Source organism: Microbacterium sp. che218, assembly GCF_040436305.1.
Classification (GTDB): Bacteria; Actinomycetota; Actinomycetes; order Actinomycetales; family Microbacteriaceae; genus Microbacterium; species Microbacterium algihabitans.
The window spans coordinates 1,820,260-1,842,102 of sequence record NZ_AP031501.1 but is presented as its reverse complement, the minus strand read 5'-3'; the positions used below and the strand labels follow the sequence as shown (position 1 = coordinate 1,842,102).

Sequence of the window (21,843 nt, the reverse complement as noted above, 5' to 3'; positions counted from 1 at the left end):
CTCGCGGAACCACCCGCCGCGCGGGAGGAGGAGGCGCCGGAGAGCCCGGTCGTGAAGCCGCGGCGCCGACGATCGCTCGTCGCCCTCATCGTCGGTGCGGTCGCGATCTTTGTCGCCGGCGCCGCCGCGGGGGGTCTCTTCACTCCGCGGCCGGGCGACGGCGGCATCCCGGAACTGGAGTGGACCCAGGCGTCGGAAGACGTGATCTTCTCGACGATCAGCGGGCAGGACCCGAGCGCGGGACTCGAGCCCGATTCGGTCCGTTTCATCGCGAACGTGGAGAACACCCTCCTGTACATCGGCCATCAGGCTGGGACGACGAACGTGTGCCTCGTCGTGATCACCACGATCGAGCCGCGCCCCTCCGTCACCTGCGGCGACACGGGTGTGACCGCGGAGGTCCGCGACGACTTCCTCGTCGAGGTCGGTCCCGTCGACGACGGCTTCCGTGCGCGAATCGGCCCGGACCTGACCGAGCACCGCCTCTCGGCGAGCGTCACCGCCTTCTACGTCCCCTCCCCGAAGGTGTGAGGGGGTCGCCCGGACGGCGGCGGCGGATCCGCCGACGTAGACTTTCCCAATGCGCGCGGCCGACATCTCCGACGACATCAGCGAAGTCCTCCTCACCGAGGAGCAGATCCACGGAAAGCTCGCCGAACTGGCGACGCAGGTGGCCGCCGACTACGAGGGGCGCGACGTCGTCCTCGTGGGCGTGCTGAAGGGCGCGGTCATGGTCATGGCCGACTTCGCCCGTCACCTGCCGATGCACGTGTCGATGGACTGGATGGCCGTCTCGTCGTACGGCGCCTCGACCCGCTCGAGCGGTGTCGTGCAGATCCGCAAAGACCTCGACACCGACATCACCGGCAAGCATGTGCTGATCGTCGAGGACATCATCGACTCCGGTCTGACCCTCAGCTGGCTGCTCGAGAACTTCGCGTCGCGCGGAGCCGAGTCGGTCGAGGTGCTCGCTCTCCTGCGCAAGCCCGAGGCCATGAAGGTCGAGGTCGACTGCCGCTACGTGGGCTTCGACATCCCCAACGACTTCGTCATCGGCTACGGCCTCGACTACGCCGAGCGCTACCGCAACCTGCGCGACGTCGCGGTGCTCGCGCCGCACGTCTACTCCTGAGATCGGGCGCTGCCGAGGTCGGTCGAACACCGACGTCGAGCATTCGGCGTACGCCCACGACGAACGCACAGGCCCGGCATAGTCCTCGCGCGTTAGCCTGATGCGACCGCTTTTCTGCGGAGCACACGAAAGGGCTGGGCTCGCCCACCATGAATTTCAAGAAGATCACGCGTAATCCGATCGTCTACGTTCTGCTGGTCGGTCTGCTTCTGGTCATCGGTTTCTCGCTCATCTCCAACCTCAGCGGCGCCCGTCAGGTGTCGACCAAGGAGGGCCTGGAGCTCCTCAAGGGCGGCACCGTGACCCAGGCGGTGACGAACGATCCCGACCAGCGTGTCGATCTGACGCTGTCGACGCCATTCGAGGGCGCGAACGACGTGCAGTTCTACTTCAGCCAGGCGCGCGCCAGCGAGGTCGCCAGCGCGATCGACACGGCGAACCCCTCCGACGGCTTCAACGACGTCGTGCCCAAGCCCAGCTGGTTCGACGGCTTCCTCGGGCTGATGCTCCCGCTCGTGCTGCTCGGTCTGCTCTTCTGGTGGCTGCTCTCCAGCGCCCAGGGCGGCGGCAGCAAGGTCATGCAGTTCGGCAAGTCGCGCGCGAAGCTCGTGACGAAGGAGACGCCGACCGTCACCTTCCAAGACGTCGCTGGCTCCGACGAGGCGATCGAAGAGCTCGACGAGATCAAGGAGTTCCTCAAGGACCCGAAGAAGTTCGAAGAGGTCGGTGCGCGCATTCCCAAGGGCGTGCTGCTGTACGGCCCTCCCGGAACCGGTAAGACCCTGCTCGCGCGCGCCGTCGCCGGCGAGGCGGGCGTGCCGTTCTACTCGATCTCGGGTTCGGACTTCGTCGAGATGTTCGTCGGTGTCGGCGCCAGCCGTGTGCGCGACCTGTTCAACCAGGCCAAGGAGAGCTCCCCGGCCATCATCTTCATCGACGAGATCGACGCCGTCGGCCGCCACCGCGGCGCCGGCATGGGCGGCGGTCACGACGAGCGCGAGCAGACGCTCAACCAGATGCTCGTCGAGATGGACGGCTTCGACCCCAAGGTCAACGTCATCGTGATCGCGGCCACCAACCGCCCCGACATCCTCGACCCCGCGCTGCTGCGCCCGGGCCGCTTCGACCGGCAGATCGGCGTGGACGCGCCCGACCTCAAGGGTCGTCAGCGCATCCTCGAGGTGCACGGCCGCGGCAAGCCGCTGTCGGACTCGGTCGACCTCGAGGTCGTCGCACGCAAGACGCCCGGCTTCACCGGTGCCGACCTCGCGAACGTGTTGAACGAGGCGGCGCTGCTCACCGCGCGCTCGAACGCGCAGCTCATCGACAACCGCGCCCTCGACGAGGCCATCGACCGCGTCATCGCCGGTCCCCAGCGCCGCACGCGCGTGATGAAGGACAAAGAGAAGCTCATCACCGCCTACCACGAGGGCGGCCACGCCCTCGCTGCGGCGGCCATGAACCACACCGACCCCGTCACCAAGGTCACGATCCTCCCGCGCGGCAAGGCGCTGGGCTACACGATGGTGCTGCCGCTCGACGACAAGTACTCCATCACCCGCAACGAGCTGCAGGACCAGCTGACCTACGCGATGGGCGGCCGCGTCGCCGAGGAGATCGTGTTCCACGACCCCACCACGGGCGCGTCGAACGACATCGAGAAGGCCACCAGCATCGCCCGCAAGATGGTCACCGAGTACGGCATGACCAACGAGGTCGGCCCGGTCAAGCTCGGCTCGTCGTCGGGCGAGGTGTTCATGGGCCGCGACATGGGACACGGTCGTGACTTCTCGGAGCGCATCGCCGAGCGCGTCGACGCGCAGGTGCGCGCTCTCATCGAGCAGGCGCACAACGAGGCCTACGAGGTCATCAACGCCAACCGCGAGGTGCTCGACCGTCTGGCTCTCGAACTGCTCGAGAAGGAGACCCTCGACCACCTCGAGCTCGCCGAGATCTTCAAGGACGTCAAGCGTCTGACGCCGCGCCCGCAGTGGCTGTCGTCGGGCGATCGTCCGGTCTCTAACCAGCCTCCGGTCGACGTCCCCCGCCGCCAGGCTCCCGCCGGCATCGCGGCATCCGCCGAGGCGGAGTCGCAGGCGACGGCCCAGGCGCAGCACCGTCCGAGCGGACAGACGCGCCCGGCAACCGCCTGAGGCGCCGTGGCCGTCGATCGAGAGCGCGTCGCCGCTCTGGTACGTGAGTTGCTGGGGGCGATCGGGGAAGACCCCGATCGCCCCGGCCTCCGCCAGACCCCGACGCGTGTCGCCGACTCCTGGGCGGAGTTCTTCTCCGGCGTGAACCAGGATGCCGGGGAGCCCTTACGGCACATCATCTCCGTGTCGCGCGGACCCGCACCCGACACGTTGCCCTCGGGAGCCGTGATGCTGCGCGACATCGCCTTCCGGTCGATGTGCGAGCACCATCTGCTCCCGTTCCGCGGCCGCGCGCACGTCGCCTACCTGCCGGGCGAAGAGGTCGTGGGTCTCGGCGCTCTGCCCCGGGTCATCGACATCCTGGCCGCCCGTCCGCAGGTGCAGGAGCGCCTGGGGGAGCAGGTGGCGGATGCCATCGACTCGGCCCTCGACGCGCGTGGCGTGCTCGTGGTGCTCGATGCGACGCACGAGTGCGTAACGATGCGGGGAGGGCGCCAACTCGACGCCTCGACCGTCACGATCGCCGCGCGCGGCGTGTACACCGACCCCGCCGCCCGATCCGAGCTGGTCGCTCTGATCGGGGCGCGCGCGTGACCCTCATCATGGGGATCGTCAACGTCACCCCCGACTCGTTCAGCGACGGGGGCCGCTACATCGACCCCGACGTCGCGATCGCCCACGCGCGGAGCCTGCGCGACCAGGGCGCCGATCTCCTCGACATCGGCGGCGAGTCGACGCGCCCCGGGGCGTCGCGCGTGGCCCCGCGAGTCGAACAGCAGCGCGTGCTCCCGGTCGTCGAGGCCCTGGCCGCAGAGGGCGCGTGGGTGAGCATCGACACGATGAACGCCTCGACGGCCGTCGCCGCGGCGCGAGCGGGTGCGCGGCTGATCAACGACGTCTCGGGCGGCCTCGCCGACCCCGAGATGCTCTCCGCCGTCGCCGGAACCGACGCCGAGATCGCTCTGGGGCACTGGCGCGGCCCGTCGACCGAGATGTACGCGCGGGCGGACTACGCCGACGTCGGTCGAGAGGTGGCCGCCGAACTGGCCGAGCGGGTCGAGGCGGCGCGCGCAGCCGGCATCGATCCGGCGCGCATCGTCGTCGACCCGGGCATCGGCTTCGGCAAGCGTGGCACGCAGAACTGGCAGACGCTGCGCGCACTGCCGCACCTCGTCGCGTCGGGGTACCGCGTGCTCGTCGGCACCAGTCGGAAGCGATTCCTCGGCGACGCGCTCGGCGACGACGCCGATCTCGCCCGCCGCGATCTGGCCACGGCGACCACGAGCGTCCTGGCGGCGCGCGACGGCGCCTGGGCCGTGCGCGTGCACGACGTACCGACCACCCGCGACGCGCTCGCCGTCGCCCGCGCTTGGGAGGCCTGATGGATGCCGCTGACCGCATCACACTGACGGGGGTGCGCGCCGTTGGCTTCCACGGCGTGTATCCCGACGAGAAGCGCGACGGACAGGAGTTCGTCGTCGACGCTGTGCTGAACCTGTCGCTGCGTCGCGCGGCCGAGACCGACGACGTGGTCGACACCGTCCACTACGGCGAGCTCGCCGAACGCCTCGTCGCCGTCGTCGAGGGGGAGCCGGTCGATCTCATCGAGACGCTCGCGCAGCGCCTCGCCGACGAGGTGCTGACCGACCGACGCGTCGAGACCGTCACGATCACGGTGCACAAGCCGAAAGCCCCCATCACGGTGCCGTTCGGCGACGTGTCGGTGACGATCACGAGGGGGCGGCCGTGAACGTGCGTCTGGCCCACGGCCTCGACGCGGCTCCGCGCTCGACGCCCGTGCCCGCGGTGGTCGCCCTCGGCGCCAACCTGGGCGAGCGCGCCGAGACACTCGCCGCGGCCGTCGACGAGCTGCGCCGCTTGACCCTCACCTCGGACGTGCGGGTGTCGCACCCGATCGAGACGGTCGCGGTGACCCTCGACGGCGAGGACGAGGACGCGCCCCGCTACCTCAACGCGGTCGCGGTGCTGCAGACGCGGCTCTCGCCCGCCGAGCTGCTGGCGTCGCTGCACCGCATCGAGGCGCGCCACGGTCGCGTGCGTCGCGAGCGGTGGGGCGATCGCACGCTCGATCTCGACCTGATCGCGTACGGAGACGAGATGATCGACCGCGACGACCTGGTCGTACCGCATCCCCGGGCGCACGAGCGCGAGTTCGTCCTGGCGCCGTGGGTGCAGATCGATCCGGATGCCGAGATCCCGGGCCGCGGCCGCGTCGCCGACCTGCTCGCCGGACTCCGGGGGAGCGACCGATGAAGCGTACGGGAGCCGGCATCCTGACCATCGCCGTCATCATCGGGCTCGTCTGCGGCTTCGTCCTCGACACCGCGCTGACGGCCATGGGGCGCGCGACGTTCTCGCCGGCCGTGAGCCTGCCCACGATCCTCGCGCTGCTGGGCGCGGTCATCGTGGTGCTCGCGGTGCCGGTCTTCCGCGCGAGCCGCGGTCGCAGCGCGCGGCGCATCGACCCGTTCCGGGCGCTGCGCATTGCGATGCTCGCCAAGGCGTCGTCGCTGCTGGGGGCTGCCGCGGCGGGGTTCGCGGTCGGCCTGCTCGCCTTTCTGCTGAGCCGTCCGGTGACGCCATCGGTAGGCTCGATGGGGACGATCATCGCGACGCTCGTGTGCGCTGTCGTCCTGGTCGTCGCGGGACTCGTGGCCGAGCAGCTGTGCACCATCCGGAAGGACGACGATGACGACACCCCCGGAGACCTCCCCGCCGGCCCCGTCGGGATCTGACGCCCCCGCGTCCTCGCCGGAGGCGGTGACGCAGGGTGCCGTGCTGAGCGAGCGCACCTACGACCGCATTCTCGAGCCTCGTTCGGAGCGACGGCTGCCGCTCGGCGATGGCACCTGGTACCAGCTGGCGCGGGCCTACGTGCGGGTGCAGCTCATCTCGCAGGGCGCGGTGTTCGTCCTGGTGGCCGCCGCGGCGCTCGTCGCGCAGCTGCTCACCGGAGTGATGTGGCAGTGGATCCCCGCGGGAGTGATCCTGCTCGTCACCGCCATCGGGCTGATCATCACGCCGCGGCAGGCGCGATCGGTCGGGTACCAGTTGCGCGACGACGACCTGGTCTTCCGTCGCGGCATCCTGTGGCAGCGCGTCGTGGCCGTGCCCTATGGCCGCATGCAGCTCGTCGACATCACCCACGGGCCGCTCGATCGCGGCTTCGGCATCGCGCAGCTCAAGCTCGTGACCGCCGCCGCCTCGACGGGCGTCACGATCCCCGGGTTGACGCAGGAGGCGGCCGAGCACCTGCGCGACACCCTCGTCGCCGTGGCCGAGACCCGTCGGACCGGCCTGTGAGCGACCCGGCACCTCCGGCCGGCCCTCCGGCTGGCTCGACGCCGCCGAGCCCCGTGGGCGGGTCGGGCGCCGATGCCCTTCCGCCCGCAGCCGCCGCCGGCGCCTCTCCGCAGGGCGCGGCCCCCGCCGTGCCGCGCGTCAGCGTGCGATCGCCGTACAGCGACGGCGAGTGGCATCGGCTCCATCCGCTGACCCCGCTGTTGCGCGGCGGTCTCTCACTGCTCGTCATCATCGGAGTGCTCGTCGCCAACCTCCGGGAACGGTTGATCGAGTGGTTCTTCCCGGTCGTCACCGACCTGCCTCCCGGCGGCATGCCGCCCGACCCGGTCGACTTCCTGTTCTCCCACAACCTGATCCTCATCGCGGGTGGGGTCGCTCTCGCCGTGGTGCTCGTGCTGCTGGTGCTCTTCCGCCTGTCGTGGCGGTTCCACACCCTGCGCATCGGCGACGACGACGTCGAGGTGCGTTCGGGCGTCCTCTTCCGCACGCATCGGCGCGCCCCGCTCGATCGGGTGCAGGGCGTGAACCTCACGCGCCCGATGCTCGCCCGTCTGCTGGGGCTCGCCAAACTCGAGGTTGTCGGCGCGGGCCTCGACGCGAACGTGAAGCTCGAGTACCTCTCGGGCAAGGACGCCGAGGCGATCCGCGGCGACATCCTCCGCCTCGCCTCCGGTCGGCGTCTCGCCGAAGCGCGCGAGGCCGACGGCGAGCGGTCGTCCCTCGTGCGCCAGGCTGCCGAGGCAGTCGGCTCCGGGTTGCAGGGCATCGTCGACGGTGAGGACTTCTCCGACGCCGAGCCGCAGAGCATCGTGCGCATCCCCCTCGGGCGCCTGGTGGCCTCTCGCGTGCTGAGCGGGTCGACAATCGTGCTCATCGCCCTCGTGGTCGGGATCATCGTGGCCGCGTCGGTGTCGACGCTGTGGCTGTTGTTCACCGTCGTGCCGATGTTCCTCGCCTTCGGTGCGTACTACGTGCGTTCGATCGCCCGGGGGCTCCGGTACTCGATCGCCCCCACCCCCGACGGCGTGCGCGTCACCTTCGGGCTGTTCACCACGGTGTCCGAGATCGTCCCGCCGGGCCGCGTGCACGCCATCGAGGTGCGTCAGCCGCTGATGTGGCGCCCCTTCGGATGGTGGTCCGTCTCGGTCAACCGCCTCTCGGGCCGCGCGTCCACCGACACCAGCAACGATCAGCTGGCCGCGGTGCTGCCGATCGGCACCCGCGCCGACGTCGAACGGGTGCTGGGGATCTTCGCGCCGGGGCTGTCGGACGACGAATGGACACTCGTCTTCCGCGACGGCATCCTGGGTCCGGTGGAGAACGACCCCTACGTCACGACCCCGCGCCGCGCGCGGTGGCTGCGGCCCTTCTCGTGGCGCCGCAACGGCCTGCTCGTGACAGCCGATGCCCTGCTGATGCGCCGCGGGTGGATCTGGCGCTCGCTGAGCGTGCTGCCCCTGGCCCGGTTGCAGTCCGTGGGGCTGCAGCAGGGCCCGATCGCGCGCGCCGCGGGAACCGCGACCGTGACCGGACACGTCATCGCCGGCAACGTGCAGACCTCGATCGGCGCGATCGACCGCGCCGACGCGCTGGAGATGTTCGCGCGCGCGGCGCGAGGCGGCGTCGCCGCCGCGGCCACCGATCGCAGTCACCGGTGGGCCGGATGAGCGGCGGTCGCGACGGGCGCTTGGGCGTCGGGGTGATCGGCGCGGGACGCGTCGGTCCGGTGATCGCGGCAGCCCTCGCCGGTGCCGGGCACGCGCTCACGGGCATCACCTCGGGCTCCGACGACGACCGCGTCGAAGCGATCCTGCCGAATCTGCCGGTGCTGGCGGCCGACGAGGTCGTGCGCCGCAGCGAACTCGTGGTGATCGCCGTTCCGCATGACGAGCTCGCGGGCCTCGTCGCCGGACTCGCCGAGATGGGTGCCTGGCAGCCCGGTCAGCTCGTGCTGCACACCGACCCCGCGTACGGTTCGCGCGTGCTGGATCCGGCCGCCCGCCTCGGCGCGATCCCGCTCGCCATCCACCCGGCGATCGTCTTCACCGGGGTCTCGTCGGTCGACCTGCGCCAGCTCGCCCAGTCGTATGCCGCGGTGACGGCTCCCGCTCCGGTGCTTCCGATCGCGCAGGCCCTGGCCGTCGAGCTCGGGTGCGAGCCCGTGGTCGTGGCGGAGGACGACCGCGCGACGTACGCGGAGGCGATCGCGACGGCCACGGAGTTCTCGCGCTCGATCGTGCGCCAGTCGTCGGAGCTCCTCGGGCGCGTCGGCGTCGAGAACCCCGGCGGATACCTGTCGGCCCTCGTGCGTTCCAGCGTCGACCAGGCGCTCGTGGAGGGCGCCGGGCGGGGCGGACTTGTCGGCGACGCTACGATCGACGAATGATCCGCACCCTCGAGGATCTGCGCACCCGACTCGGCGAGATCCGAGGCGCAGACCGATCCTCCGGCGGCCCCCGCGTCGCGCTCGTCTCGACTCTGGGCGCCCTGCACGACGGCCACATCGACCTCATCCGTGAGGCGCGCGCGCAGGCCGAGGTCGTCGTCGTCTCGACGTTCGTCAACCCGCTGCGCTTCCGCACCGCCGATGACACCGCGCGCTACCCGCGCTCGCCGGAGGCCGATGAGATCGTGCTGCGCGATCTCGGTGTGGACGTGGTCTTCGCTCCGAGCGCGAGCGAGTTCCTGCCCGCCGGCACCGCCACGACCCGCGTCTCAGCGGGCGATGTGGGCCTGCGCTACGAGGGCCGGGTGCGTCCGTTCTACTTCGACGGCGTGCTCACGGTGGAGGCGAAGCTGTTCCACCTCGTCCGGCCCGACGTCGCCGTCTACGGGGAGCGCGATCTGCAGCGGATCTTCCTCGTGCGCAAGATGGTGCGCGATCTCGACTTCGCCGTGTCGATCGCGACCGTGCCGACCGTGCGGACCGACGACGGGCTGCCCGTCTCGAGCCGTGTGGCGCTGCTGGAGCCGGCCGATCGCCGCGCGGCGGCGGCCCTGCCCCGGGCCCTGGAGGCCGCGGCGTCCAACGCCGACCTCGGGGTCGACGCGTGCATCGCGGCGGCGCAGTCGTCGCTGATGGGCGAGGCGCGCATCACGCTCGAGTACCTCAGCGTCGTGGATCCCGAGACGTTCCTGCCCGTCGACGACGGCCACCACGGCCGGGCGTTCGCCCTCATCGCCGCGACCGTGGGCGGGCACCGCTTCATCGGCAACGCGGAGATCTCGCTGCGCTGACCTCGGGCCGGTCACCGCCGGGACGTCGGCGGGCCACGGGGCCCTCGAGCGCGGCGAATAGACTGGAGCAGACCCCGAGGAGCCTTTCTGATGACCGACGCGCCCGCGAACGACGCCGCCGAACCGACCGAAGACGAGGTCTTCGAACAGAAGGCGGTACGCCTGGCCAAGCGCGAGCGTCTGCTCGCCGAGCGCACGGACGCCGCGGGTGGGCCGTATCCGGTCGCTGTTCCGATCACCACGACCATCCCCGAACTGCGCGCGCGCTTCGGCGACCTCGAGGCGGGGGCCGAGACCGGCGAGACCGCCGCCGTCGCGGGTCGCGTCGTGTTCAGCCGCAACACCGGAAAGCTCTGCTTCGCCTCGCTGCAGGCCGGCGACGGCAGCCGCATCCAGGCGATGGTGTCGCTCGCCAGCGTGGGCGAGGAGTCGCTGCAGGCGTGGAAGGAGCTCGTCGACCTCGGCGACCACGTCTTCATCTCGGGCGAGGTGATCTCGAGCCGCCGCGGCGAGCTGTCGATCATGGTCGCCGAGTGGAGCATCGCGGCCAAGGCCGTGCTGCCCCTTCCGAACCTGCACACCGAGCTGAGCGAAGAGAGCCGCGTGCGCAGCCGCTTCCTCGACCTGATCGTGCGCGACCGGGCGCGCGAGACCGTGCTGGCCCGCGCCAAGGTCAACGCGAGCCTGCGCCGCACCTTCACCGAGCGCGACTTCGTCGAGGTCGAGACCCCCATGCTGCAGGTGCAGCACGGTGGCGCGAGCGCGCGCCCGTTCACCACCCACTCGAACGCGTTCGACACCGAGCTGTTCCTGCGCATCGCGCCCGAGCTGTTCCTCAAGCGCGCCGTCGTCGGCGGCATCGACCGCGTGTACGAGATCAACCGCAACTTCCGCAACGAGGGCGCTGACTCCACGCACAGCCCCGAGTTCGCGATGCTCGAGGCCTACCAGGCCTACAGCGACTACAACGGCATCGCCGATCTGACCCAGACGCTCATCCAGGACGCCGCGATCGCGGTCGCCGGCTCCACCACCGTGACCTGGGCCGACGGGACGGAGTACGACCTGGGCGGGCAGTGGGATCGCATCTCGATGTACGACTCGCTGTCTGCGGCATCCGGTCACGAGATCACCCCCTCGACCTCGCTCGACGAACTGCGCGCCTTCGGCGCCGAGGCCGGGGTCGACGCGCCCCCGCACGAAACGCACGGCAAGTGGGTCGAAGAGCTGTGGGAGCACTTCGTCAAGGGCGGCCTGACCCGCCCGACCTTCGTCATGGACTTCCCGCTCGACACGAGCCCGCTCGTGCGCGAGCACCGCTCGATCGCCGGCGTCGTGGAGAAGTGGGACCTGTACGTCCGCGGCTTCGAGCTCGCCACCGGGTACTCGGAGCTCATCGACCCCGTCATCCAGCGCGAACGCTTCGTGGAGCAGGCGAAGCTCGCCGCGCGCGGTGACGACGAGGCGATGCCGATCGACGAGGAGTTCCTGCGGGCGCTCGAGCACGGCATGCCGCCGACCGGCGGAATGGGCATGGGCATCGATCGTCTGCTGATGGCGATCACCGGTCTCGGAATCCGCGAAACGGTGATGTTCCCGCTCGTGAAGTAGGCCGCTCGAACACCCACTCGGGCAGGCGGCCGCCGTCGATCATGCTCAGCATGATTCCGCTGAGGCCATGCGCGCTGTCGATGTCGAGCGCGTGCTCGGCGTAGGTGGCGGCGTGCGTCGAGCGCCCCACCGCCCAGGCGAGCCACGCGCACGCCGAGAGCGATCCCGGGCGACGACGTGGCGGCACGGTCGCGGCGACGAGGCGGCACAACGCCAGCGCCCGGTGCAGTCGGTCCGGATCGGGGTGAGCCCCCTCGCCCCACATGGGGCGTGCGAGGTCTTCGGGGAACGCCGCGCCCGCGTGGTACGCCGTCTGGGCACCCAGCACGGCGTACCCGTCGCGGATGTCGCCCGCCCACTGCATGAGGGCGACGTCGCGCAACGACGGGCGCTCGAGGCAGAACGAGACGGCGGCGAGCTCTCGCGGCGTCAGCTCCGACGGGGCGCGCGAGATCGCGTCTTCGAAGAGAAGCGGCGGTTCGGCCAGCAGCGACGCCGTGGCCGCGGAGACGGCGACCCGATCGAGGGGCAGGCGGCGACGCTCCGCGACCGTTCCGAGCACGTGCTCCATCGCGTCGATCGCCTCGGCCACGACCTCCTTGAGGTCGTCGTCGACCCCGGGCAGTTCGGCGGCGGCGTACTGGTCGTCGTCGATGCGGGTGTCGGGCAGCCCGGCCTGCGACTCATCGATCTCCGGGAGCGGATACGGCCCGGTCGACGACGGCGCGCGGTGATCGTCCCACCCGTCGGCACCGACGATCAGAGCCTCGGTGATGCGCAGGCCGCAGATCTCGGCTCGCGCGATGGTCGCGTCGACGAGCGGGCCGTGCGCCGACGCGGCCGCCTCGGCGAGGGGCTCGTCGGCGTAGACGACGACGGCCACGGCATCGGCCGTCGCGACCTTGCACGCCATGCCGATCACGGTGGAGGCCACGCTGACGCAGGCGGTGGGGTCGCTGCTCGGGGGCAGATCGACGCGCATCGCGCCGAGCGAGCGTCCGTGGGCGAACGGCACGAGCACGAGGCTCCGGCGCGGAACGCACCCGAGCAGGTGGGGGACGAGGGAGAGGAACGAGGCGGGCGTGGACGCGGGGACGATGGTGGTCATGGGCACGAGAGTGCCGGGATGCGCGGGGCGCGCGCGGCGGCGGATACCTCGATCGTGGACGAATCCGCCGAACCCGCTCCTGGGGAGAAGGGGGAGCCGGCCGGATGTCGGGGCACCGCGGGTATCCTGGACACATGGACGAGACCTGGACCGCGATGCTGTGGGCGATCCTGCCGACCCTCGTGGTGTCAGTGGTCTTCTTCTTCATCCTCCGCAACGTCATCCGCATGGATCGCACCGAGCGCAAGGCCTACGCCCGCATCGAGGCGCAGGAGCGCGCCAAGCGCGGTCTCCCGCCGGTCGCGCGCACCGGCGACGGACCCGCGAACTGACACCGGCGCGGCCCCGTGTCAGGGGCCGTCGCTACGCTGGGTGCACAACCCGCCCAGGAGGATCCGTGATCAACGCCACGTTCGACGCGAGCTGGCTCGTCATCACGCTGTTCGTCGTCGACCTCGTGGTGCGCATCGCCGCCATCATCATCGTGCCGCGCAACCGCCGCCCGACGGCCGCCATGGCGTGGTTGCTGGCGATCTACTTCATCCCGTTCGTCGGGGTGTTCCTGTTCCTGCTGATCGGAAACCCGCGTCTGCCGCGCAAACGGCGACGCAAGCAGGCGGCCATCAACGAGTACATCCACGACACCAGCGCCTCGCTCGAGTTCGGCACGCTACGCCCCAACGCCCCGCAGTGGTTCCGCTCGCTCGTGAGCCTCAACCGCAACCTCGGCGCCATGCCGATCGCCGGCGACAACGCCGCGACCCTCATCTCGGATTACCAGCAGAGCCTGGATGCCATGGCCGACGCGATCCGCGAGGCGAAGCGGTACGTGCACGTGGAGTTCTACATCCTGCAGTCCGACGACTCCACCGACAACTTCTTCCGGGCGCTCGAAGAGGTCGCGGAGCGCGGCGTAGTCGTGCGCGTCCTGCTGGATCACTGGGCCAACCGCGGCAAGCCGCACTACAAGCGCACGCTGCGCCGTCTCGACGCCATGGGCGCGCACTGGCACCTCATGCTGCCGGTGCAGCCGCTGCGCGGCCGGTACCAGCGCCCCGACCTGCGCAACCACCGCAAGCTGCTCGTCATCGACGGTGACGTCGCCTACATGGGCTCGCAGAACGTCACCGACTCCTCGTACAACCTGCGCAAGAACATCCGCCGCGGCCTGCACTGGGTCGACCTCATGGTGCGGGTGCAGGGCCCCGTGGTCGCGAGCATCAACGCGGTCTTCCTGTCCGATTGGTACAGCGAGACCGACGAGACCCTCCGCCACGAGATCGACCTGTTCAGCGTGACCTCGGGCCCGGGCGATCTCGATTGTCAGATCGTTCCGTCGGGTCCGGGCTTCGACTTCCAGAACAACCTCAAGCTCTTCCTCGGCCTGCTCTTCGCCGCCCAGCAGAAGATCATCATCGTCAGCCCGTACTTCGTCCCCGACGAGGCATTGCTGCTCGCGATCACGACCGCGTGCCAACGCGGCGTGCACGTGGAGCTGTTCGTCTCCGAAGAGGGCGATCAGGCGATGGTCTACCACGCGCAGCGCAGCTACTACGAGGCGCTCCTTCGTGTGGGTGTCGTCATCTGGATGTATCCGAAGCCGTTCATCCTGCACAGCAAGAGCGTCACGATCGACGACGAGGTCGCCGTCATCGGCTCGAGCAACATGGACATGCGCTCGTTCGGTCTGAACCTCGAGGTCTCGCTGCTCGTGCGCGGCGAAGAGTTCGTCCGCGACATGCGCGCGGTCGAAGACAACTACCGCGGTCTCAGCCGTCAGCTCACCATCGAAGAGTGGCGTCGCCAGCCGCTGCGCTCGACGATCCTCGACAACCTCGCGCGGCTCACCTCGGCCCTGCAGTGATCGCCCGTGGGCGCGTCGGATCGATCCGCCCGCCCGCCGGACGCGCCGACGCCGTGCCGACGCCGTCCAGGAAACTCCGCCATCATGGGCGCAACTCGCCCCGGAGGTTCTCATGTCCCGTCATCGTCTGACACTCATCGCCGCGATCGGCGCCGGTCTGCTCGCGGCCGGGGCCCTCACGGGCTGCGCCACGGCCGCGTCGACGCCGGGTTCGCCCCCCGCGTCGTCATCGACTCCGGATGCCGAGGGCACGGCATCCGCCGATTCGATCCAGGTCGGCTGGCTCGAGGGGGGCGCCGCGATCGCCCTCGTCACGCTCGGCAGCTCGTCGTGTCCCCCGGTCGTGGAGGGGGAGCCGACCGTCGAGGGGACCACCCTGACGGTGGCGCTCGCCGACTCGCCGCGCACGACGTGCACGCGCGACATGGCCCCGCGCGCGACCCTCGTCAGCGTGCCGACGGGAGTGGATCCGACGGCCGGACTCGCGGTGCGCGTGACCGGTGCGGCCGACGGGGCGGCGATGCTCCCGGGCCTCGCCGCGGCCTCCGCGACGCCGGAGGAGTTCACCTCCAGCGCCGGGTGGGTCGGCCGCGACCTGCTCGCCGTCCTCACCTACGGGAGCTCCGGCTGCCCGCCGGTGGTCGAATCGGTCACCGCGGCGGGGTCCGAGCTGTCGGTGCAGTTCGCGATGCCGCCCGCCGACCGGATCTGCACGATGGACCTCGCGCCTCGCGTCACGGTCGCCGACGTGACCGGCGTCGCCGGCCCCGACGTCACCTCGGTCGCGCTGTCCGGCGGCGGCGTCGAGGTGCCGGAGCCGATCGCCATCCTCGGTTCGCGCTGACCCCGGTCGCCGATGGCGCGAGGCGGCGACCGGTGATCGCTCAGGACGGGTCGATCACCAGGAGGTCGCCGACCTCGCACTCGAGCACCCGGCAGATCGCCGACAGCGTCGAATAGCGGATCGCCCGGGCGCGGTCGTTCTTCAGCACCGACAGGTTCACCACCGAGACCCCGACGAGCTCGCTCAGGCGGGTCAGCGTCATGCCCCGGGCCTCGAGCAGCTCGTCGAGTCGGCAGTGGATGCCGGTGGGTCCGTCGTCGGTCGCCGCCGGGGTCATACGAGGCCCTCGGTGTCGCGCTGCAGGCGGTCGCCCACCGCGAACGCGGTGCTCGCGAGGGCCGCAACGAAGGCGACGCCGATGAGGGAGGGCAGGTCGACCAGCTGCACGTCTCCGCGGTCGTAGGTGCGCTCGGAGAGCCAGGCGATCGCTCCGTTGGCCACCATGTTCTGGAAGAACGGCACCCCGGCGATGCCGACCAGGGCGACGATACCCGCGGCCGACACCAGGGCGGTGTTGCGACGGCTGAAGATGCGCCCGCGCAAGATGTCGGCGGTGAGCACGAGGAGCAGGGTCACCACGGTGATCACGACCGCGGCGAAGAGGCCCTCGGCGATGAACAGCGCCCACAGGGAGGCGGGCGGAAGGGAGGGGGCGGTCACCACGCCCCCGGTGAGCTCGATCGCGACGGGCGCGCCGTCGGGGCCGAGAGCCGCCTGCGCGGGCGAATCGAGGAAAGGCACCGCGACGCGGACGTTCTGATTCGGGACGGCGGCGATGATGTTCGCGATGCTGCGGACGACCGCCCAGACGGCGATCGCGGCGCCGGCCACGACGAAGAACCAGAGGGAGGCCGCGTCGCTGCGGGAGAGGACGCGGGGAGGTCGGGGGGATGCCATGATCGCTCCTTATCGATGATCGTTGTTATCGGTTGTCGATAAGGTAACGACTATCGATGGGTTCCGCAAGGTCGACCGCGCAGACGGTATGCCCACGGCGAACATGGGTCTCAGGCCTCCGGCCGCTGGTTACTCTCGTTGTACGGCGCGCGGAGGCGTGCCTGTCAGCCCATTTTTGGAGGGACTGAGGATGTTCGAGAGATTCACCGACCGTGCTCGTCGTGTGGTTGTGCTCGCCCAAGAAGAGGCGAAGATGCTCAACCACAACTACATCGGAACCGAGCACATCCTCCTGGGCCTCATCCACGAGGGTGAGGGTGTTGCTGCCAAGGCGCTGGAGTCGCTGGGCATCTCGCTCGACGCCGTCCGCGAGCAGGTGCAGGACATCATCGGCCAGGGGCAGCAGCAGCCGACCGGCCACATCCCCTTCACGCCCCGTGCGAAGAAGGTGCTCGAGCTGTCGCTGCGCGAAGCGCTGCAGCTGGGCCACAACTACATCGGAACCGAGCACATCCTGCTCGGTCTCATCCGCGAGGGCGAGGGCGTCGCCGCACAGGTGCTCGTCAAGCTCGGCGCCGACCTGAACAAGGTGCGCCAGCAGGTCATCCAGCTGCTCTCGGGGTACCAGGGCAAGGAGCCCGCGGGCGTCGCCTCGGGTGCCGGCGAGCAGAGCCAGGGAGCCGCCCAGGGCGGTTCGGCCGTGCTCGACCAGTTCGGCCGCAACCTCACGCAGGCCGCGCGCGACAACAAGCTCGACCCCGTCATCGGGCGCGAGAAGGAGATCGAGCGCGTGATGCAGATCCTGTCGCGCCGCTCGAAGAACAACCCCGTCCTCATCGGCGAGCCCGGTGTCGGAAAGACGGCGGTCGTCGAAGGCCTCGCCCAGGCCATCGTCAAGGGCGACGTGCCCGAGACGCTCAAGGACAAGCAGGTCTACTCGCTCGACCTCGGCTCGCTCATCGCCGGATCCCGCTACCGCGGTGACTTCGAGGAGCGCCTCAAGAAGGTCACGAAGGAGATCCGCACGCGCGGCGACATCATCGTCTTCATCGACGAGATCCACACCCTCGTGGGTGCCGGTGCCGCCGAGGGTGCGATCGACGCCGCGTCGATCCTCAAGCCCCTCCTCGCCCGCGGTGAGCTCCAGACCATCGGTGCCACCACGCTCGACGAATACCGCAAGCACTTCGAGAAGGACGCCGCGCTCGAGCGCCGCTTCCAGCCGATCCAGGTGGCCGAGCCGAGCCTGCCCCACGCGATCAACATCCTGAAGGGTCTGCGCGACCGGTACGAGGCGCACCACAAGGTGCAGATCACCGACGGCGCGATCGTCGCGGCGGCCAACCTGGCTGATCGCTACATCAGCGACCGCTTCCTGCCCGACAAGGCGATCGACCTGATCGACGAGGCCGGTGCCCGCCTGCGCCTGTCGATCCTGTCGAGCCCGCCGGAGCTGCGCGAGTTCGACGAGAAGATCGCCAAGGTCCGCGAGCAGAAGGAGCTCGCCTCCGAGGAGCAGGACTTCGAGAAGGCCGCCGCCCTGCGCGATGAGGAGAAGTCGCTCCTCGCCGAGCGTCTGCGCCTCGAGAAGCAGTGGCGCTCGGGTGACGTCGCCTCCCACGCGGTGGTCGACGAGGGCCTGATCGCCGAGGTGCTCGCCCAGGCGACCGGCATCCCGGTGTTCAAGCTCACCGAGGAGGAGTCCAGCCGCCTCATGTTCATGGAGAAGGCCCTGCACCAGCGGGTCATCGGCCAGGAAGAGGCGATCGCGGCCCTCTCGCGCACGATCCGTCGTCAGCGCGCGGGTCTCAAGGACCCCAAGCGCCCCTCGGGCTCGTTCATCTTCGCCGGCCCCACGGGCGTCGGAAAGACCGAGCTGGCCAAGGCGCTCGCCGAGTTCCTCTTCGACGACGAGGGTGCGCTGATCTCCCTCGACATGTCGGAGTTCGGTGAGAAGCACACGGTCTCGCGTCTGTTCGGTGCCCCTCCCGGATTCGTCGGGTTCGAAGAGGGCGGCCAGCTCACCGAGAAGGTGCGCCGCAAGCCGTTCTCGGTCGTTCTCTTCGACGAGATCGAGAAGGCCCACCCCGACATCTTCAACTCGCTGCTGCAGATCCTCGAAGAGGGTCGCCTGACCGATGGTCAGGGTCGCGTCATCGACTTCAAGAACACCGTGATCATCATGACGACGAACCTCGGTTCGTCGGCGATCGCCGGTGGCCCCGTCGGCTTCCAGGTCGAGGGCAGCGCCCAGACCTCGTACGAGCGGATGAAGGGCAAGGTCGACGAGGAGCTGAAGCGTCACTTCAAGCCCGAGTTCCTCAACCGCGTCGACGACGTCATCGTCTTCCCGCAGCTGAACAAGGACGAGCTCCGTCAGATCGTCGGTCTGTTCGTGAAGCGTCTGGCCGACCGTCTGCTCGACCGCGACATGACCGTCGAGCTGTCGGACGAGGCGAAGGACAAGCTCATCGACATCGGGTTCGACCCGACGCTCGGTGCGCGCCCCCTGCGCCGCGCCATGCAGCGCGAGGTCGAGGACCGTCTCAGCGAGAAGATCCTGCACGGCGAGCTCGAGTCGGGCGATCACGTCAAGGTCGGCGTCGAGAACGGTCAGTTCTCGTTCGAGACCAGCCCCCGCGGTGAGAAGGTCGCGATCGGGGTCGGCACGGCCGGCGAGATCGCCGCGACCCCCGACACGCTCGCGGGCAGCTGATCGCATAGCGAAGGAAGGGCTCGGATGCCACGGCATCCGGGCCCTTCGTCGTTGCGGCGTACGCTTGTCCGATGACCTCTTCCGCGCCGTTCGTCGTCCGCCCTGCCGGAACCGCCGACGTCCGCCGCATCCACGAACTGCTCGAGCCGTTCGTGCAGAAGCGCATCCTGCTGGGCAAAGACCTCGTCGTGCTCTACGGGTCGGTGCAGCAGTTCGTCGTGGCCGAGGCCGACGGAGTCGTCATCGGCTGCGGTGCCCTGCACGTGATGTGGGACGACCTCGCCGAGATCCGCACGCTCATCGTGCACGACGACTGGCTGCATCACGGAGTGGGTCGAGCGATCGTCGAGGTGCTGGAGGCGCGGGCTCGCGAGCTGGGCGTCTCGCGGCTGTTCTGCCTCACCTTCGAGGTCGACTTCTTCACGCGGCGCGGGTTCGCCCCGATCGGCGAGCAGGTCGTCGACCCTGACGTGTACTCGCAGTTGGTGCGCAGCCCCGACGAGGGGGTGGCCGAGTTCCTCGACCTGGCGCACGTGAAGCCGAACACCCTGGGCAACACCCGCATGCTCAAGCAACTGTGAGCGTGCCGTGGCGGGGGCGCCTCGCTGCTGCGCCTACCCTTGAACCATGACCGATGCCCCCCGTAGGCGGAGGCAGTCCCCGGCGGTCTACCGTCGACGTCGTCTTGCGGCCGGGCTTCTCGCCCTGATCGTGATCGGCCTCGTCGTGTGGCTCGTGGCGGCTCCGCCGTGGCGCACCGCCCCCGCTGCCGACGCTCCGCCCACCCCTGTCGCGAGCGCGCCTGCCGTCGCGCCGAGTTCCGCCGCGCCCGCGGTGGCCGACTCCCCGTCGCCGTCGCCCACGCAGGCGGCGCCCTCCGGACCGGTGGAGTGCACGCCCTCCGACATCACGGTCGAGGCGCTGTCGGACAAGGCGGAGTACGCGCAGGGCGAGAACCCTCAGCTCTCGATCCGCCTGACCAACACCTCGGCGAACCCCTGCATCATGAACGTCGGTACGAGCGCGCAGTCGTTCACCGTCACCAGCGGCTCCGACGTGTGGTGGCGTTCGACCGACTGCCAGTCGGAGCCCAGCGACATGGAGGTCACCCTGTCGGCCGGGCAGACCGTCACGAGCTCCGCGCCGCTGACCTGGGACCGCACGCGTTCCTCGGTCGGCACGTGCGAGAGCGAGCGCCCGTACGCCCCCGGCGCCGGAGCGACCTACCACTTGAGCGTGTCGATCGGCGGGATCCCCTCGACGGGGACGGCGTCGTTCGTGCTGCGCTGACCCGAGCACGACGAGGGGGCGGATGCCGCGGCATCCGCCCCCTCTCTTGTCCCGTCAGGAGCGCCGGTCGCTGCCGAACACCTCGCCCTCCATGGCGTCGTAGCCCTCCTGCTGCGGGTCGCCATGCAGGCCGCCGGACAGGGCGTACTCCTCTTCGGGTGAGAGCACCAGGCGGTGCCGACCGTAGACGGCGAAGGCCACGAAGATCACCGCGTAGACCGCGATGATCGCGACGATCGCGAGCAGGTAGGCGGGATTCAGCAGCAGGCCGAAGAACACCACGGCGGCGATGATCGCGGCCGAGTACGCGCCGAACAGGCCCCACGGGCTCTTGTAGGGCCGCACGGCGTTCGGGAACTTCCGGCGGAGCACGATGAACGAGACCATCTGCAGGAAGTAGGCCAGCACCGCGCCCCACACGGCGATGTTCAGCACGATCGCGCCGGCCGGGCTGGCGTCGCCTCCGGCTGCCTGGACCACTACGAGGGCGATGAAGCCGAGCACGGCGCCGAAGACGAGGGCGACCCACGGGGTCTTGCGCTTTCCGGTGAGGGAGAGCCATCGCGGGTAGTACCCGGCGCGCGAGAGCGAGTACATGTTGCGTCCGTAGGCGAACATTATGCCCATCAGCGAGGCGAGCAGGCCCACGAGGGCGAGCAGCGACAGGAGCGCCGCGGCCTGATCGCCGACCATCGCGCGGAAGCCGTCGAGAAGCGGTTCGACCGAGGCGCCGGTCTCGTCGGCCCCGAGCACGCCGGTGTTGAGGAAGAGCACGATGAGGCCCGTCACGATGAGCGTGCCGCGGGCCCAGAGGCCGGCGCGCGGGATGTCGCGGGCCGGGTCGTGCGACTCCTCCGCGGCGAGGGGGAGTTCCTCGATGCCGAGGAAGAACCACATCGCGAAGGGGAGGGCGAGCAGGATCGATCCCACGCCGAACGGGAGGAATTCGGTGTTGCCGGGGTCGGGTGTCTGGTTCCACAGGGAGTCCCAGTCGAAGGCCCCGGATGCCAGCGCCATGATCCCGAAGACCACGATGATGCCGATGGAGATGATCGACACGACGATCGCGAACCCGAATGAGATGTTGGCGCCCGCCGCGTTGAGCGCGATGAACAGGGCGTAGAGGATGATCCACCACACGAACGACGGAAGGCTCACGCCGGTGAGGAGCTCAAGGGCCGAGTCGGCGTACTGGCCCGAGAAGTAGACCACCACCGCGGTGGTGGCGACGTATTCGATGGTCTCGGCGAGGCCGGTCGCGAGGCCGCCCCAGGGGCCCATCGCCGAGCGCGCGAACGAGTAGGCGCCGCCGGTGTGCGGCATGGCCGCCGCCATCTCGCCGATCGAGAAGGTGAGGCCGTAGTACATGATCACGAGGATGACGAAGGCGATCAGCATGCCTCCGAAACCGGCGAAGCCGATGCCGAAGTTCCAGCCGGAGAAGTCGCCCGAGATGACGGCGGCGACCGCGAGGCCCCACAGCCCCCACACGCCGGCGGAGCGTTTCAGGGTGCGTTTCTCGAAGTAGGTGGCGTCGGTTGCCGTATAGGTGGCTCCGGCGACCTTTTTTCGTGAGTGGCTCGAGGTGGACATGGGGCCTCCAGACGTGTCGGGCAGGCTTCGGGCTCGCCTTTGCGGAAGATCATGGCCTTCTATTGGTCGACCTG

23 protein-coding genes are annotated in these 21,843 nt (G+C 69.9%); 19 read left to right on the top strand and 4 right to left on the bottom strand.

What is annotated here, in order from left to right; genetic code table 11:
- Positions 1 to 51 precede the first annotated feature (51 nt).
- The 13 genes from ABXS86_RS08650 (at position 52) to lysS (ending at position 11,457) form a co-directional block, all read left to right on the top strand.
- Positions 52 to 531 (top strand): hypothetical protein, encoded by a 480-nt coding sequence (locus ABXS86_RS08650; protein ID WP_353664149.1) that lies wholly within the window; start codon positions 52 to 54, stop codon positions 529 to 531.
- Positions 532 to 580: 49 nt separating this feature from the next.
- Positions 581 to 1,132 carry a hypoxanthine phosphoribosyltransferase gene (hpt, locus tag ABXS86_RS08645; RefSeq protein WP_251505922.1) on the top strand — a complete coding sequence of 184 codons (552 nt, stop codon included), beginning with the start codon at positions 581 to 583 and terminating at the stop codon, positions 1,130 to 1,132.
- A 149-nt stretch (positions 1,133 to 1,281) separates the two neighbouring features.
- Positions 1,282 to 3,285: an ATP-dependent zinc metalloprotease FtsH gene (gene ftsH / locus ABXS86_RS08640; RefSeq protein WP_353664148.1), complete on the top strand. Its 2,004-nt coding sequence runs from the start codon at positions 1,282 to 1,284 to the stop codon at positions 3,283 to 3,285.
- A gap of 6 nt (positions 3,286 to 3,291) precedes the next feature.
- Positions 3,292 to 3,879, top strand: coding sequence for a GTP cyclohydrolase I (gene folE / locus ABXS86_RS08635; RefSeq protein WP_353664147.1), 588 nt, complete (start codon positions 3,292 to 3,294; stop codon positions 3,877 to 3,879).
- Positions 3,876 to 4,667: a dihydropteroate synthase gene (folP, locus tag ABXS86_RS08630; RefSeq protein ID WP_307208864.1), complete on the top strand. Its 792-nt coding sequence runs from the start codon at positions 3,876 to 3,878 to the stop codon at positions 4,665 to 4,667. Before folE ends, folP begins: the two co-directional genes overlap by 4 nt.
- A complete protein-coding gene (gene folB, locus ABXS86_RS08625) occupies positions 4,667 to 5,035 on the top strand; it encodes a dihydroneopterin aldolase (RefSeq protein WP_307208866.1) in 369 nt (122 codons plus the stop codon). The genes folP and folB overlap by 1 nt, the downstream gene beginning before the upstream one ends.
- Positions 5,032 to 5,559 (top strand): 2-amino-4-hydroxy-6-hydroxymethyldihydropteridine diphosphokinase, encoded by a 528-nt coding sequence (folK, locus tag ABXS86_RS08620; protein WP_144830063.1) that lies wholly within the window; start codon positions 5,032 to 5,034, stop codon positions 5,557 to 5,559. The genes folB and folK overlap by 4 nt, the downstream gene beginning before the upstream one ends.
- Positions 5,556 to 6,041, top strand: a complete 486-nt coding sequence (locus tag ABXS86_RS08615) for a DUF3180 family protein (protein WP_307208868.1) — start codon at positions 5,556 to 5,558, stop codon at positions 6,039 to 6,041. The genes folK and ABXS86_RS08615 overlap by 4 nt, the downstream gene beginning before the upstream one ends.
- Entirely contained in the window at positions 5,995 to 6,609 is a 615-nt protein-coding gene (locus ABXS86_RS08610; RefSeq protein WP_251505956.1) for a PH domain-containing protein, read from the top strand. Before ABXS86_RS08615 ends, ABXS86_RS08610 begins: the two co-directional genes overlap by 47 nt.
- Positions 6,606 to 8,276 carry a PH domain-containing protein gene (locus ABXS86_RS08605; protein ID WP_353664146.1) on the top strand — a complete coding sequence of 557 codons (1,671 nt, stop codon included), beginning with the start codon at positions 6,606 to 6,608 and terminating at the stop codon, positions 8,274 to 8,276. The genes ABXS86_RS08610 and ABXS86_RS08605 overlap by 4 nt, the downstream gene beginning before the upstream one ends.
- Entirely contained in the window at positions 8,273 to 8,995 is a 723-nt protein-coding gene (locus tag ABXS86_RS08600; RefSeq protein WP_307208872.1) for a DUF2520 domain-containing protein, read from the top strand. Before ABXS86_RS08605 ends, ABXS86_RS08600 begins: the two co-directional genes overlap by 4 nt.
- The gene (gene panC, locus ABXS86_RS08595) at positions 8,992 to 9,846 is read left to right on the top strand and encodes a pantoate--beta-alanine ligase (RefSeq protein ID WP_353664145.1); all 855 of its coding nucleotides are present in this window, start codon (positions 8,992 to 8,994) and stop codon (positions 9,844 to 9,846) included. The genes ABXS86_RS08600 and panC overlap by 4 nt, the downstream gene beginning before the upstream one ends.
- A 90-nt stretch (positions 9,847 to 9,936) precedes the next feature.
- Positions 9,937 to 11,457 (top strand): lysine--tRNA ligase, encoded by a 1,521-nt coding sequence (lysS, locus tag ABXS86_RS08590; RefSeq protein ID WP_353664144.1) that lies wholly within the window; start codon positions 9,937 to 9,939, stop codon positions 11,455 to 11,457.
- On the opposite strand, the gene ABXS86_RS08585 is transcribed toward lysS, so the two are convergent.
- On the bottom strand, positions 11,408 to 12,565 hold the full coding sequence (locus ABXS86_RS08585) for a DUF4192 family protein (protein ID WP_353664143.1): 1,158 nt from the start codon (positions 12,563 to 12,565) through the stop codon (positions 11,408 to 11,410). The genes lysS and ABXS86_RS08585 overlap by 50 nt on opposite strands.
- Before the next feature lie 134 nt (positions 12,566 to 12,699).
- Here ABXS86_RS08585 and ABXS86_RS08580 point away from each other — a divergent pair, with 134 nt between their 5' ends.
- From ABXS86_RS08580 to ABXS86_RS08570, 3 genes are all read left to right on the top strand, one after another.
- Positions 12,700 to 12,897 carry a hypothetical protein gene (locus ABXS86_RS08580; RefSeq protein ID WP_144830042.1) on the top strand — a complete coding sequence of 66 codons (198 nt, stop codon included), beginning with the start codon at positions 12,700 to 12,702 and terminating at the stop codon, positions 12,895 to 12,897.
- A gap of 65 nt (positions 12,898 to 12,962) precedes the next feature.
- A complete protein-coding gene (cls, locus tag ABXS86_RS08575; RefSeq protein WP_307208880.1) occupies positions 12,963 to 14,429 on the top strand; it encodes a cardiolipin synthase in 1,467 nt (488 codons plus the stop codon).
- Between the two features lie 112 nt (positions 14,430 to 14,541).
- Positions 14,542 to 15,273 (top strand): hypothetical protein, encoded by a 732-nt coding sequence (locus ABXS86_RS08570; protein ID WP_353664142.1) that lies wholly within the window; start codon positions 14,542 to 14,544, stop codon positions 15,271 to 15,273.
- Positions 15,274 to 15,313: 40 nt separating this feature from the next.
- Here ABXS86_RS08570 and ABXS86_RS08565 read toward each other — a convergent pair whose 3' ends face one another.
- Positions 15,314 to 15,550 carry a helix-turn-helix domain-containing protein gene (locus ABXS86_RS08565; protein ID WP_144830033.1) on the bottom strand — a complete coding sequence of 79 codons (237 nt, stop codon included), beginning with the start codon at positions 15,548 to 15,550 and terminating at the stop codon, positions 15,314 to 15,316.
- Positions 15,547 to 16,170 (bottom strand): hypothetical protein, encoded by a 624-nt coding sequence (locus ABXS86_RS08560; RefSeq protein ID WP_353664141.1) that lies wholly within the window; start codon positions 16,168 to 16,170, stop codon positions 15,547 to 15,549. The genes ABXS86_RS08565 and ABXS86_RS08560 overlap by 4 nt, the downstream gene beginning before the upstream one ends.
- A 190-nt stretch (positions 16,171 to 16,360) precedes the next feature.
- On the opposite strand from ABXS86_RS08560, the gene ABXS86_RS08555 reads away from it, so the two are divergent.
- The 3 genes from ABXS86_RS08555 (at position 16,361) to ABXS86_RS08545 (ending at position 20,176) form a co-directional block, all read left to right on the top strand.
- Positions 16,361 to 18,886 (top strand): ATP-dependent Clp protease ATP-binding subunit, encoded by a 2,526-nt coding sequence (locus tag ABXS86_RS08555; protein WP_144830026.1) that lies wholly within the window; start codon positions 16,361 to 16,363, stop codon positions 18,884 to 18,886.
- 71 nt (positions 18,887 to 18,957) lie between these two features.
- Positions 18,958 to 19,467, top strand: a complete 510-nt coding sequence (locus tag ABXS86_RS08550; protein WP_144830023.1) for an amino-acid N-acetyltransferase — start codon at positions 18,958 to 18,960, stop codon at positions 19,465 to 19,467.
- 46 nt (positions 19,468 to 19,513) lie between these two features.
- A complete protein-coding gene (locus ABXS86_RS08545; protein WP_307208889.1) occupies positions 19,514 to 20,176 on the top strand; it encodes a hypothetical protein in 663 nt (220 codons plus the stop codon).
- Between the two features lie 54 nt (positions 20,177 to 20,230).
- On the opposite strand, the gene ABXS86_RS08540 is transcribed toward ABXS86_RS08545, so the two are convergent.
- On the bottom strand, positions 20,231 to 21,769 hold the full coding sequence (locus ABXS86_RS08540; RefSeq protein ID WP_353664140.1) for an amino acid permease: 1,539 nt from the start codon (positions 21,767 to 21,769) through the stop codon (positions 20,231 to 20,233).
- Positions 21,770 to 21,843: the final 74 nt, after the last annotated feature.

Excerpts from the sequence above, each read along its gene's own strand:
- hpt (WP_251505922.1), top strand. The coding sequence starts at position 581 with ATGCGCGCGGCCGACATCTCCGACGACATCAGCGAAGTCCTCCTCACC.
- ftsH (WP_353664148.1), top strand. The coding sequence starts at position 1,282 with ATGAATTTCAAGAAGATCACGCGTAATCCGATCGTCTACGTTCTGCTG.
- folB (WP_307208866.1), top strand. The coding sequence starts at position 4,667 with ATGGATGCCGCTGACCGCATCACACTGACGGGGGTGCGCGCCGTTGGC.
- ABXS86_RS08615 (WP_307208868.1), top strand. The coding sequence starts at position 5,556 with ATGAAGCGTACGGGAGCCGGCATCCTGACCATCGCCGTCATCATCGGG.
- ABXS86_RS08610 (WP_251505956.1), top strand. The coding sequence starts at position 5,995 with ATGACGACACCCCCGGAGACCTCCCCGCCGGCCCCGTCGGGATCTGAC.
- ABXS86_RS08600 (WP_307208872.1), top strand. The coding sequence starts at position 8,273 with ATGAGCGGCGGTCGCGACGGGCGCTTGGGCGTCGGGGTGATCGGCGCG.
- panC (WP_353664145.1), top strand. The coding sequence starts at position 8,992 with ATGATCCGCACCCTCGAGGATCTGCGCACCCGACTCGGCGAGATCCGA.
- lysS (WP_353664144.1), top strand. The coding sequence starts at position 9,937 with ATGACCGACGCGCCCGCGAACGACGCCGCCGAACCGACCGAAGACGAG.
- ABXS86_RS08585 (WP_353664143.1), bottom strand. The coding sequence starts at position 12,565 with ATGACCACCATCGTCCCCGCGTCCACGCCCGCCTCGTTCCTCTCCCTC.
- ABXS86_RS08580 (WP_144830042.1), top strand. The coding sequence starts at position 12,700 with ATGGACGAGACCTGGACCGCGATGCTGTGGGCGATCCTGCCGACCCTC.
- ABXS86_RS08570 (WP_353664142.1), top strand. The coding sequence starts at position 14,542 with ATGTCCCGTCATCGTCTGACACTCATCGCCGCGATCGGCGCCGGTCTG.
- ABXS86_RS08565 (WP_144830033.1), bottom strand. The coding sequence starts at position 15,550 with ATGACCCCGGCGGCGACCGACGACGGACCCACCGGCATCCACTGCCGA.
- ABXS86_RS08560 (WP_353664141.1), bottom strand. The coding sequence starts at position 16,170 with ATGGCATCCCCCCGACCTCCCCGCGTCCTCTCCCGCAGCGACGCGGCC.
- ABXS86_RS08555 (WP_144830026.1), top strand. The coding sequence starts at position 16,361 with ATGTTCGAGAGATTCACCGACCGTGCTCGTCGTGTGGTTGTGCTCGCC.
- ABXS86_RS08550 (WP_144830023.1), top strand. The coding sequence starts at position 18,958 with ATGACCTCTTCCGCGCCGTTCGTCGTCCGCCCTGCCGGAACCGCCGAC.
- ABXS86_RS08545 (WP_307208889.1), top strand. The coding sequence starts at position 19,514 with ATGACCGATGCCCCCCGTAGGCGGAGGCAGTCCCCGGCGGTCTACCGT.
- ABXS86_RS08540 (WP_353664140.1), bottom strand. The coding sequence starts at position 21,769 with ATGTCCACCTCGAGCCACTCACGAAAAAAGGTCGCCGGAGCCACCTAT.